Annotated in this window: 10 protein-coding genes; 4 read left to right on the plus strand and 6 right to left on the minus strand. The window is 68.5% G+C overall.

The genetic code is table 11. The features are described from left to right. Nucleotides 1–267: 267 nt before the first annotated feature. From AC5JJ1_RS01975 to AC5JJ1_RS01985, 3 genes are all read right to left on the minus strand, one after another. Complete coding sequence (locus AC5JJ1_RS01975; protein ID WP_495783436.1) at nt 268–519, minus strand: tyrosine-type recombinase/integrase; 252 nt, start codon at nt 517–519, stop codon at nt 268–270. After that, nucleotides 503–907 (minus strand): site-specific integrase, encoded by a 405-nt coding sequence (locus AC5JJ1_RS01980; protein WP_495783437.1) that lies wholly within the window; start codon nt 905–907, stop codon nt 503–505. The genes AC5JJ1_RS01975 and AC5JJ1_RS01980 overlap by 17 nt, the downstream gene beginning before the upstream one ends. Before the next feature lie 194 nt (nt 908–1,101). Continuing rightward, nucleotides 1,102–2,643, minus strand: a complete 1,542-nt coding sequence (locus tag AC5JJ1_RS01985) for a winged helix-turn-helix domain-containing protein (protein ID WP_495783438.1) — start codon at nt 2,641–2,643, stop codon at nt 1,102–1,104. Nucleotides 2,644–2,851: 208 nt separating this feature from the next. Here AC5JJ1_RS01985 and AC5JJ1_RS01990 point away from each other — a divergent pair, with 208 nt between their 5' ends. From AC5JJ1_RS01990 to AC5JJ1_RS02005, 4 genes are all read left to right on the plus strand, one after another. Next, the gene (locus AC5JJ1_RS01990) at nt 2,852–3,841 is read left to right on the plus strand and encodes a dienelactone hydrolase family protein (RefSeq protein ID WP_495783439.1); all 990 of its coding nucleotides are present in this window, start codon (nt 2,852–2,854) and stop codon (nt 3,839–3,841) included. After that, the gene (locus AC5JJ1_RS01995) at nt 3,838–4,836 is read left to right on the plus strand and encodes an MFS transporter (RefSeq protein WP_495783440.1); all 999 of its coding nucleotides are present in this window, start codon (nt 3,838–3,840) and stop codon (nt 4,834–4,836) included. Before AC5JJ1_RS01990 ends, AC5JJ1_RS01995 begins: the two co-directional genes overlap by 4 nt. Next, complete coding sequence (locus AC5JJ1_RS02000) at nt 4,773–5,183, plus strand: hypothetical protein (RefSeq protein WP_495783445.1); 411 nt, start codon at nt 4,773–4,775, stop codon at nt 5,181–5,183. Before AC5JJ1_RS01995 ends, AC5JJ1_RS02000 begins: the two co-directional genes overlap by 64 nt. A 353-nt stretch (nt 5,184–5,536) precedes the next feature. Beyond that, a complete protein-coding gene (locus AC5JJ1_RS02005; protein ID WP_495783441.1) occupies nt 5,537–6,733 on the plus strand; it encodes an extracellular catalytic domain type 2 short-chain-length polyhydroxyalkanoate depolymerase in 1,197 nt (398 codons plus the stop codon). 1,038 nt (nt 6,734–7,771) lie between these two features. Here AC5JJ1_RS02005 and AC5JJ1_RS02010 read toward each other — a convergent pair. From AC5JJ1_RS02010 to AC5JJ1_RS02020, 3 genes are all read right to left on the minus strand, one after another. Beyond that, nucleotides 7,772–8,404 (minus strand): transglycosylase SLT domain-containing protein, encoded by a 633-nt coding sequence (locus AC5JJ1_RS02010; protein WP_495783442.1) that lies wholly within the window; start codon nt 8,402–8,404, stop codon nt 7,772–7,774. 764 nt (nt 8,405–9,168) lie between these two features. Beyond that, entirely contained in the window at nt 9,169–10,125 is a 957-nt protein-coding gene (locus AC5JJ1_RS02015; protein ID WP_495783443.1) for a LysR substrate-binding domain-containing protein, read from the minus strand. 848 nt (nt 10,126–10,973) lie between these two features. After that, entirely contained in the window at nt 10,974–11,306 is a 333-nt protein-coding gene (locus AC5JJ1_RS02020) for a hypothetical protein (RefSeq protein ID WP_495783444.1), read from the minus strand. Nucleotides 11,307–11,519: the final 213 nt, after the last annotated feature.

The following is an 11,519-nucleotide window of genomic DNA, read 5'->3' on the forward strand; positions in this document are numbered from 1 at the left end:
CGGCCTCGTAAACCTGGGTGTCGCCTTACCTCGTAAAGCTGGGTGTCGCTTGACACATGGTCGGGTCGTGGTGCGGTTGCGGGCCGCCAGAGCACCGCAAGCCGCCCTTCTCAGTCAGCGAGGGCTGGATGCTAGTGGTCCGCTTCAGGATGTCGGGCGCGCCTGGCCGATGACCGGGATGGGCGCCCTCCAGCCTGACCTTCCCTGCTTCGGCAACTCGGGACGGGGATGCCGCCCCAAGCCGCTCGAAGCGTTTCGTAGAGGTAGTCAGATCTCCGTGGCCTCGGACAGGGTAAGGGCATCTTCAGTATCAACGCCGAGATACCTTACCGTGCTCTCTAGCTTCGTATGGCCGAGCAGGATCTGCACGGCCCGCAAGTTGCCGGTCCGCTTGTAGATAAGGGCGACCTTCGTTCGGCGCAGACTATGTGTGCCGTAGGCTGACCGCCCAAGCCCAATGGCTTCGACCCAGTCGCCAACGAGGCGAGCATATTGGCGGGTGCTAAGATGGTGGCTCATCCTGGATCGGCTCGGGAACACACTCGTCCAGCGCGCCGCCACGGATCTTCAGCCATGCCAGCAGGCTGTCGCGGGTTTGCTCCGTTAGCTCGAACTGCACTGCCTGCCCGGTCTTCCGCTGGATGACGGTCGCGCGGTGGCGGGCGGCGCCATTCACGACCAGCTGGCCAATCGTAAGCCTGACTACGTCGCAGCCCCTGAGTTTGCTGTCGATCGCCAAGTCGAACATGGCTAGGTAGCGAAGCCGCTGCTCCCGTTGGAGATTAAAACGGATAGCCCAGACCTGCTTGGGTTTATGGGGCGGCTTGGGACCAATGAAGCGTCCCTTGATCCAAGGTAAGACCCGCCTCGTATGAGAGAGTAGAGCACCAGCATTGGCTTGTTGCATAGCACGTCTCCTGAGCCGCAGGATTGCGGCTTAGGAGGAAGCGCCAAGGTAGCGTCTGGCCGAATGCGGACGGGCGGTTGTCAAGGGCTGTCCGGGCGACTGCTGGCGTTCGCCTTCGGGAGGTGTTTCGCGGAGTTGCTCCTAAGCGGTCTCCCCTGACCGAGCACAAAGCAGCTTCTTCGTCGGTTTGGCTGTCACTCAGGCAAGCCGGCCCTTCGCAAGGCGTCCAGCAAACGGGCCTTCTGCTCTCCCTGCCAGGGCGTTAACCTCGCCATCGTGCTGACCCGAAACTCGGGCGCGACCAAAAGCACTTGACGCGCGAGCGCCGCGGCTTCGTCGGCGCGGCCTAGGGCTACTGCCGCACCAATCATGGTCCGGAGGTTCGGAACATGAGACGGGTTCGAGATGGCAGCACGTGCCCCGAGCCGCAGTGCCGTCTCGTGATCGCCGAGCGCGTAGTGTGCCGTGGACAGGATATGCTCGTGGAAGAAGGTGAACGGGTCCGCCGGCGCAAGGCGCAGCGCATGCTCCGCCCAGAAGACCGCTTCCTCCGCGCGGTTCAGCCAGATCCGCAGCGCGGCACCGAAGCTCCAAGACAGCGCGCAACTCGGGCTGACGGATACGGCGCGGTCGAGCAACCGCCCGGCATTTGCGAAATCGTGCCGGAAATAGCCGAGCACGTTGCCGCGTATCGCCATCGCCAGCGCGTCGTTCGGGTCACGTTCCAGGGCCTCCAGCGCAAGGCCGGTGCTTGCCTCGGCGTCCCCTGCCGGGTCGGGCGACCATCCCTGCGCTGCGCAGAATACGTGCAACCAAGCGAGGTAGGTTCGTGCCAGGGCGAAGCCAGTATCAGCCGCGATGGCCTGATCGAACAGCGCGCGAGCCTCCTCGAAGCAGGCACGGTCAAGCCGGTGGAACCTGTCGAGGCCCCGCAGCACAAGGTCGTAGGCCGTGAGGTTTCCAGGTGGCTTACGCATGGCCCGCCGCAGTTCCTGGGCGCGCACCTCTGGCGCAATGGTGGCCACGGCCTCTGCTGCGACGCGGTCCTGCAGGGCGAAGAGGTCGGACGCCTCGCCCTCGTGGCGATCGCCACGGATGATCGCGCCCGTCTCGCAGTCCGAAAGCTCGGTGGTGATGCGCAGGCGCCTGGCGCTGCGCTGCACCCCTCCATGCAGCATGTAGCGCACGCCCAGCCTTCGGCCGACATCGCGCGGGTCCGTCGTGACCTCGGCAACCGAGAGAGCTGACCCGCGCGAGACAACGACGATGCGCTCGAGGCCGGAGAGCACGTGCACGATGCCCTCGACTATCCCATCCGCGAAGTATGCATCCGCTGGATCGAGAAGGTTTTTTCGGAATGGCAGCACAGCGATGGAGGGCCGGTCCTCGGACAACACCGCGGCTGGGTTCGCCGAGCGCGCCGGCTCGGCCTCGACCTCGGCCTCCAGCACGTAGCCGCGGCGCAGCAGGGTGCGCAGCAGCGCCTCATCGGCGCCGAGGGCGCGGCGGATCTCGGCCACGCACTGGGTCAGCCCGTTTTCGGTCACGTAGATGCCGGGCCAGACCGCCTCCATCAGGTGGTTGCGCGCGACCACCTCGCCGGCGCGTTCGGCCAGGTGCAGCAGCACCTGCGCGGTCTTCGGGCGGAGCACGATTTCGGCGCCGTCCAAGCGGCGGACGGCGCCACGGCCAGGCTCGAAGACGTGCTCGCCGATGGCGTAGCTCGAAAACCGCACGCGGCGCACCCCGCTCGATCGACGGAGCCCAAGGCCCCGCTCCGTTGCATAACCCGACCGGCAGCGGAAGCGCGAGGGTTGCGACGCGGTCATTGCGGCTGCGGATTTCACATTTGCATCGGCGCATTTTCACACCGGCTTCAGGTGGGCGCCGCGGCACCGCGGCACCGTCGCCGCACCGCACCCCAGCGGAGGAGCCGGGACAGCCATGCACCAACTCGCCGAGGCTTCGGGCTGGATCGCCAGCGGCTGCGTACTCGCCGCCTTCCTGATGCGGCGCATGCAGCCGCTGCGGCTCGCCGCGATCGCCAGCAACGCCGCCTTCATCGCCTACGCGGCGCAGCTGGAACTGCTGCCGATCCTGTTGCTGCACACCGCATTGCTGCCGATCAACCTTTGGCGGCTTTGGGAGCAGGGGCGGGCCGGCGGTGCGCCGCGGGGCCTGCCGCGTGCCGGCTGGGCGGTCGCCGCGCTGCTGCTCGCCATGCTGCTGGCGCCCGGCCCGGCGGCGGGGGGCGAGGCGTCGGCACCGCCGGTCGTCGAGGTCCGCTCCCTCGACGCGGGCGGGCTGGGCGGGACGCTGCTGGTGCCGGCGCGGCGGCCCCCCAACGGGCTGGTGCTGCTGCTGCCCGACGGCCCGGACGCCGACGCGCGCGGCGCGCCCTACGTCGAGCAGTTGCTCGGCGCCGGCTTTGCCGTCTTCGACGCGCTGCAAGGCGGGGAGGACGCCGCGGCCGCGCGGGCCGTCGCGGAGCTGCCCGCGGCGGCGGGGCTCGGCCCGCTGCCGGTCGCCGTGCTCGGCTTCGGGGCCGGGGCGCGCGTGGCCCTGCGGCTCGGGCCGGGCGTCGCGGCGCGCGTCCTGCTCTACCCCGGCTGCGCCAGCCCGGCGGAGGACGACGCCGGCGCCGACCCGCTGCTGCTGCTGCACGGCGCGGCCGAAGCGGGCGGTGGAGCCTGCGCGGCGCTTGCCGCTTGGCTGGCCCGGGACGGGCGCCCGGTGCGGCGCATCGCCTACGCCGGCGCGTATTACGCCTGGGACTATCCGGCCTACGGCCTCGGCCGCCGCATCTTGCTGCGGCGCCCGGACGGGGCGGAGGGCTTGGTTCCCGCCCTGCCCTGGCCGGAGCTCGCCGCGATGTCGGCGGCCCAGGCGGCGGGCTTCCTCGCCACGGCGCTCGGCAGGGCCGGCGCGCCGTGAGCGCAGCCGCGACGATGCCCCTGCCGCGGACGGCGGAACGCCTGCCGAAGCGCCGCCAGGCTTCGCCCGCGCGCCGGCCGCCGCGCGCCGCGCCGCCGCCGTTCCGCGGCTGGCGCGTGGTCGCGGGCGCTTTCCTCGTGCTGATGGCGGGCTACGGCGCCGCCTATTCCTACGCCGCAGTCGCCGCCGAGCTCGAGGCCGCCTTCGGCGCCTCCCGGACCTCGGTCAGCGTGGTCTACGGCCTCTGCGGCTGCACCGCCTTCCTGGTCAGCGCGGTGAGCGGGCCGCTCGCCGACCGCGTCGGCCCGCGGCCGCCGGCCGTCGCGGGGATGGCGCTGGTCGCGGTCGGGCTGCTCACCGCGGCGACGGCGCGGACCCTGGCTGAGATCTACCTCTGCTACGGGCTCGTCATCGGCCTCGGCATCGGCTTCGCCCACGTGCCCGCGTTCGCCGCCGTGCAGCGCTGGTTCGTCGCTTGGCGCGGCCTCGCCTCGGGCATCGCCGCGGCGGGCATCGGCGTCGGCACGGCGCTGGTGCCGCCGGCGGCCTGGGGCGCCGCGGCGCTCGGCGGCTGGCGCACGGCCTTCGCCGTCGCCGGCGTGGCCGTGGCGGCCGTCGGCATCGGCGGCGCGTTCTTGCTGGCCGCCTCCCCCGAGCGGTACGGCGAGCGCTGCGACGGGCGCGCCGGGGCGCCCGCGCCCGCGCCGCAGCGGGCCGCGGCGCTGCCGGGGACGGGCGCGGCCGCGACGCTGCGCGCCCGGGGCTTCTGGCTGCACTACGCGGGGACGCTGCTGGTTTCCGTGCCGGTATCCCTGCCCTTCGCCCACCTCGCGCAATCCGCCGTGGACGCCGGGCTGGCGCGGACGGAGGCGTCGCGCTGCTCAGCCTGCTCGGCGTCGGCTCGATCGCCGGCCGCTTCGCACTCGGCGCGCTGGCCGACGAACTCGGCCGGGGCGCCACCTTCCTCGGCTGCTGCGCCGCGGTCGCGGGGCTGACGGCGCTCTGGGCGGCGGCGGCCGACCACCTGCGCTTCGCGGCCTTCGCGGTCGGCTTCGGCGTTGCCTATGGCGGCTTCGTGGCGCTGCTGCCGGCGGTGACCGCCGACCGCTTCGGCCACCGCGACGCCGGCGCCGTCATCGGCGTACTCTACACCGGGCGCGGCATCGCCCTGCTGGCCGCCGCGCCGGCGCTCGCCCTCTTGTCGGAGTGGAGCGGGGGCTACGCCCTGCCGCTCGGCGCCATGGCGCTGGCAGCGCCGGCGGGGTGGCGCTGCTTGCGGCCGTGCCGCGGTCGTCTTAGGTCAACTTGCCGCCCGACCCGGCAGCGGAGCCGAACGACCTGATGCCCGCTCCTGGGCAAGGCGCGCAGCGACCTTGAGCGTCCGACATGGGCGCAAACTGGCCATGGACCCGCTGTGGCTTCTATGGCCGCTGTCCGCCCTCTGCTGATCTCGGGTGAATACAAAGCGCCTGGCGCGTACCGCCAGCGTGCCGATCGGCCTGGGGACAAGCCTCCATCAAAGTGGGCCACGGTGCCACAGGAGCAGGCGCTGAACGGGCCACCTCCAGCCTCTGACGGCCGGCGCGGTTCGTCCTTGCGCGGCAGCGGAAGCAAGGCCGACGGTCCCGTGGGGAACAGTGTAGCGCGGCAGCGCCGGACGCCAATAAGCTCCCGGCCGCATCGGAGGGGGTCAGCATGACGGCCACGACGGCGAGTTCCAGCACTCGCTTGGCGCCTGCCCTTCGCCGGCCGAGCAGGGCACTGCGCGCCCTGTGCTTGGCGGCACTTCTCCTAGGCGCACCTGCGGCCGCCAGCGAGAGCGCCACCTCTTCTTCTGCTGGAGCCGGGTCTCTCCCGGCGGGCTTTTCGCTGAACCCAAACTCGGTGACAGTGTCCGGCCTGTCTTCGGGCGGCTTCATCGCCCACCAGTTCCACATCGCCCACTCCGACCTGGTGCGTGGGGCTGGCATCGTTGCCGGAGGTCCCTTCGGCTGCGCCGAGCGCGTACCGAACCCCTGGGTGTTCGGGGCAGCGCCACTCCTGCGCGTCCAGGCCGCGACCCTCTCCTGCACCCATGTCGCGGGGTCGACCCTGCTCGGCCTGCCGGTCCCGCCTCCGCGCGTCGAAGTCAGCCTCGCGGTGGTCGCCGAGGCCCGGCGCACGGGCACCATCGCCGCGCCATCCCACCTGGCGAGCACGCGGGTCTGGCTGTTCCGCGGCGAAGCCGACGAGGTGGTGCCCAGGGAGACCTTCGACGTCCTCGTCTCGCTCTACCGGCGGCTCGGAGTGGCCGAACCGAACCTCCTGGTCAGGCCCAACAACGGCCCGAAAGCCGCGCACGGGATGCCGGTGTCCGACTTTCCCGAACGCGGCCCGCTCCCGGCCCGGGCCTGCGGCATCTACGGGCCGCCTTTCATCAATCGGTGCGGCTTTGATGCGGCAGGCGAAATCCTGGCGCACCTGTACGGCCCACTGAATGCCCCGGGCGACGCGATGGTTGGAGGCGAACTACGCTCCTTCGACCAGCGTCCCTTCGTCCCCCCCGCCCGTGAGGAGACGGGGATGGCTGCGGTTGGCTGGATCTATGTGCCGACGGAGTGCCGCCACCAACGTTGCAACCTGCACGTCGTGTTCCACGGTTGCCAGCAGGACGCGGGAACCCCGCCCGCCGCAGGCGGGATTGGTGCTGATTTCCTACTCGACGCCGGATATGGCCGCTGGGCCGTGTCCAATCGCGTGGTAGTCCTCTACCCGCAAGTAACGGGAACCGCCTTGAACCCGCGCCGCTGCTGGGACTGGTGGGGCTACAGCGGCGAGGGCTACCTTGGCCGCGGCGCCCCGCAGATCGCCGCCGTCAGAGCCATGGTGGCGCGCCTGCTCGACGCGCGGTGAGGCGCGGAACGGCGTCCTCCGCACATGGTCGGCCCGCCCATGTACTGGCCTGCCGTCGTGGAAGCGGTCCACCGGTGATGCAGTCCGGCGGGTTAGTGGTCCGCTTTCCGCCCTTCTCGGCCAGCAGGGGCGATCGATCCGATGTCCGCTCATGGAAACGGTGAGCAGCGACCCGGAGCGTCCGACATGGGCGCATAGCCATCCTGGCGGAATCTGGCCGGAAGCGGAACGGCAGCTCCAAGGTGCTTCGAGAGCAAAGCGGACATCGATGGTGTCTAGATAGTTTACTGGCCCTCAGCTCGAAGCGGTTTTGGACGGTGCATTGTCATGCTGCGGGAAGGTAGGTCACCGTTCCAATGCAAGTCTCGTCGGCACCGGCCTGCATGGCGTTCACCGGCTCTTCCCAAGTGGTCTCGATGGCGGCGCGGAACCGAGCCTGCTGCACCTCCATTGCCCATACCACGTCACCTGCTTCACCCGTGTGGGGTCTGGGTCCATCTAATCCGCCTTGCAGGTCTCGCACCACCCTCGTCGCGTTCGGGGCATCGCGGCTGGGCAGGGCGCTCGCTGCCGCAGCCCGATGTGCGCTTAAACAGGCGTCGACACTACGCAGGTTCAACCGGAACAGCATCACGGTTACTCGGCTGAGCCGTCCGCCGTCGAACCAGACCAGCGCGAAGTCACTGCGGCTTTGCCTCCCACTCCTTATGTGGCTTGGACCACGGTAGGTAGCGGGTCGGCCAGTTATCGAAGCACCGACGGCTGGTACTAGCTGGCCGCCCATCCGCAAAGCCGCGCGGTGCGCCTCGGCAGGAGCCATGCCGAAAGCGAAAGGCCCCCATGCTCGGGCCTGATCAGCCTGACCCGGAGCGCGGAATGCCACCGCGCGAGAGGCGATCTCTGCCGCCATGGCGGGGCCAGGGCTTGCTTGGAAGGCAATTACGAGCCCGGCGGCCATACCCAGCCACCTACGACGCAGGCTCGTCCTAGAGAGATGTCGGCGCATGATGCTTGCTCCTATGGCCAAGCATGGGGCGGTCAGCGGGCCTCGGCTAGCTGAACCGCTGCGGGTTGCCGGATTGCGACGCTGTCCGCGGTGTCGACAGTCAGTGAACGGGCGAGGTCCCGGTAGACCTCAAGCAAGCTCAAGGCGCGTCCACCGCGAACGAAGATGGACCTGTTCGCCCTCGCGGCCGTGCCCACAACAGCGCCAGCGGGTTGGTTTGGCGCACGTGCGAACTCGGCAAGAAAGCGTCGAGCCCCGGCCGGTCCCAGCAAGTGTACGAGGTAGAGGTCGGTCCCACTGGCCTTTCGTCCGAGCGTCTGCTCCAGCGCCCCGCGCCAGCCCTCTAGGCGCTCCGCAGCCAGCGCCGACGCAAAATGCGGGTCGTCGCGCAGGCGCAGCACCTCGGTGACGAGGCGGCGGTTGGCCGGCAGGCTGCCGCGAGGAACCGACGCAAGGGCAGCCGCATGCTGCGCCAGCCCGTGCCGGGAGCCATAGTCGCGCACCACCTCAAGCCAAGTGGCGCTGGTGAACTGCATCAGCCCGCGAGCGGAGGAGCCTCGGCTGTGCGCACCGGCGTCGAGGCCGCTCTCACGCCGAGCAATGGCGAAGAGCAGCCCCGCATTAACACCGGTTGCTGTCTCGGCCCGTTGCAGGGCTGCGAGCACCACGGGAGCAGGTTCCGCAGCGGAAATCCTGACGGCAGGCTCCGCCCGCCTTGCTGCTACCGTCGATGCTCTGTGCCGAGGCGCCGGCGCTTTGACATGCCGATCCGTAGTCTGAATCGATGCGGCGCGGGCCTGGTCCCGCTGGCCAGCCTCAGCTTGTTGGGTGGTCCCGATAAGCCCGAGAGGGGCAAACAGCAGAGCCAGCATGAGGCTGACGCGGCGGCGACGTCCAAAGTTGGGCACAAGGCTGAAACACGCACCGGCGACGCCGGCACGGAGGCTGATGTCGATCATAGGTTCGTCCGGGGTTGGCGAGCCGTGGCGCCCCTGGGACGCTCCCGGCGGCGCTGGGCCGCTTGCTCGCTCGAAAGGCAGTTACCGTGTCTGTCGGAGGACCGACGGGGCCGGTGGGGAAGCGCGCTCCGACTTGCCTGGAACGCGGTGGTGGTCCGCTAGGTCTCTGTGACGCCGATCGCTTGGCTCATCTTGGCTTCCGCTCCCGTCTTGTGCGGATGTCTTGCCAAAGCGCTTTGCGGCACTCCAATCGGAAGCACCGTCACTCCTCATCGGCAGCACCGGACGATGCGCATCCGCTTAAAGTTCTAGACGAAACGGAATTCCTCTAAATCCATGTTAAGTGGCCAGGATTGCTGCCTGGGCGCGCCTCGACGGCGGCGATGCGGCACGACAGACAGGAGTCTATCTCACGATTACGTGATACTCACTGCGCTTGCGTTCTAAACCATACGGAGAATTGCAGAGTATCACATTGCTCGGCTGGATATTTCTGGTCGCCGGACAGAATGCGTGCAGGCAGGTGCCGTACCCTCGAGGAAGCGTGCGAGGCGGCTGAAGGCGCTACTCCGCGGATCGGTCGCCCGCCAAACCAGGCCAATGGTGCGGCCGACGGTCCCACCTTCGAACTCGCGGTGGCGGACGAGGCCGTCGAGGTCGGCGCGCTCCCGCGTGGCCAGCAGCGGCAACAGCGTGAAGCCCTCACCGGCAGCAACCATGTGGCGCAGCATTTCCAGGCTGCTGGCTAGGCGGGAGCCTCGTCCGGCTCCGGTGGTACCGCACAGAGCCAAAGCCTGATCGCGCAGACAGTGCCCCTCCTCCAGCAACAGAAGGCCCTCACCGGCTAGGTCCGCGGCTGTGACCGTCGACTGCGCGGCTAGCGGGTGCTCGGCCGGAAAAGCGGCGAGGAAGGGCTCGAAGAACAACGGAGCGGTCGCCACGCCATCTGTGCCAACTGGCACAGCCAACAGGACAGCATCCAATTCGCCGGCCTGCAGGGCCTCCAGTAACCCGGCTGTGCGCCCCTCCTCTAACCGCAGTTCGAGTTGGGGAAAGGCGCTCCTCACCTCGCGGAGCAGGCCCGGCAGATAGTAAGGGCCGAGGGTGGCGATGGCGCCTAGCCGCAGTGGGCCGTCCAGCGGCCCAGAACGGCGCTGCGCTGTCTCCAACAACGTCCGGGCGCCGTCGAGCAGGTCGCGCGCCTGTTGGAGCAGCGGCTCGCCCTCTGTAGTAACTGCGATGCGGCGTGAAGTGCGCTCGAACAGTGCGACCCCGAGCAGGCCCTCGAGCTTGCGCACCTGCTCGCTCAAGCCAGCTTGGCTTACGCCGCAGCGCTCAGCAGCGCGTCCGAAGTGTCGGAGCTCGGCGACGGCCACCGCATATTCGAGGTCGCGCAGTGACAGACCGGCAAGGGAGAGCGAAGGCATGGCGTCCCTGGTACCAGCAAGGGTCGTCAAAATGAGATCGATTTGCAGTGAGTGAGATGACATGCATCCGGCGTGGCCAATCGGCTACGGTGACCACCGCACTGCCGCAGGAGGTACCCTTCTGCGCCTTGCAGTGCCATTACGGACAAAGTTTAGAAATCCACTGTCCACCTACCTCGGGCAGAAGTGCCGAATGACATGATGTCCGCTTTGGGGACGGTCGATAGCGATGCTAACCATCCAAACGGGCACACAACCGCCTATGCAGGCTGCCGGTCAACAACTCCACGCTGACATTGACAACGCATTTGCTGGTAGCAGGCACGCAGACCGCAGTCTGGTTAATCGATCGGCGGTTAACTCCGGACGCTCGACCTCGGCGCAGCCGTAGCGACCATTATCGCAATTCGCATGTTGCTGACCGTCTGGCGCCATCGGAACGGAAGACGGTTGTGACGTCGGCGCAGGAAGGTAGTTTGGTTGTCACGACGCGGACTGGTCCGGCTGGTTTGGACCTACCAGTAGTCACGTCTTCTAGACCAGATATCCGTCTGGAGCGGGCCGCCCCCACCTCGAACGAACATCTAGTCTAAGGCAGGAGAAATGAGACTTTCGAAGCTTGAACGGTTTAGTAGGCCAGCTTGGCAAGCGCCGCGTATAGTGCGCCAAAAAAACCAAAGAAGTAGGCGGAAGCGGCCACAGCTGCGACTATGTCGCTGACATTGTCTCGGGCGGCCCGTAGCAGGCGAGGCATGGTTGTCTCCATTGCATGGTCCGGCGTGGCGGGGCCGGCGTTACGCCGGCCGCAGTGGCGCGGCCGGCTTATGGCTGCTCTCGTGGCTTAGCATTCAGCGGAACCGGTCCTCGACCACCTGGGCGTCGTCGCCACCACCAATCAGCCTCACCGTGCGGCCGGAACTGGTCGCCGGAGCCGGGCCATAGGTCCAGGACGGGTCGCTACCGCTGTTGCCGGCGAAGGTGACGCTTCGGCCGATCTGCTCATAACGAGCGCCACCGCCCGCGCCAACGCTGTTATAGGTAATGCGCATGTCGTCGCCGCCGCCGGAGAGCATGGCATCACCGCCACCCACAACGTTGCCAACTTCGGCCCGGACGGCCTGTGGGGTTGTGGCGAGGGCAGCCAGAATGGCCAGGGAAGCGAATGCGATGCGGCGGGTCATAGGGCTCTCCTGTGTATTGCGCGTGAACCTTTGTGTTCGCTGTCATTGCGGAGGATCCTGGCTCTCTGAGAACCGCCGCCCCGCTGACAAAATCACGCTAGCCCTGCAACCGGTCCGGCCTCGTCGTACGAATGATATATGCTCGGTGAAAAAATCAGCTCGGGAGGCTGTTGCTGAATCACGGACCGCAATGATGTTGGCAAGCGGGAGCGG

Source organism: Belnapia sp. (assembly GCF_059504005.1).

Excerpts from the sequence above, each read along its gene's own strand:
- AC5JJ1_RS01975 (WP_495783436.1), bottom strand. The coding sequence starts at position 519 with ATGAGCCACCATCTTAGCACCCGCCAATATGCTCGCCTCGTTGGCGAC.
- AC5JJ1_RS01980 (WP_495783437.1), bottom strand. The coding sequence starts at position 907 with ATGCAACAAGCCAATGCTGGTGCTCTACTCTCTCATACGAGGCGGGTC.
- AC5JJ1_RS01990 (WP_495783439.1), top strand. The coding sequence starts at position 2,852 with ATGCACCAACTCGCCGAGGCTTCGGGCTGGATCGCCAGCGGCTGCGTA.
- AC5JJ1_RS02005 (WP_495783441.1), top strand. The coding sequence starts at position 5,537 with ATGACGGCCACGACGGCGAGTTCCAGCACTCGCTTGGCGCCTGCCCTT.
- AC5JJ1_RS02015 (WP_495783443.1), bottom strand. The coding sequence starts at position 10,125 with ATGCCTTCGCTCTCCCTTGCCGGTCTGTCACTGCGCGACCTCGAATAT.
- AC5JJ1_RS02020 (WP_495783444.1), bottom strand. The coding sequence starts at position 11,306 with ATGACCCGCCGCATCGCATTCGCTTCCCTGGCCATTCTGGCTGCCCTC.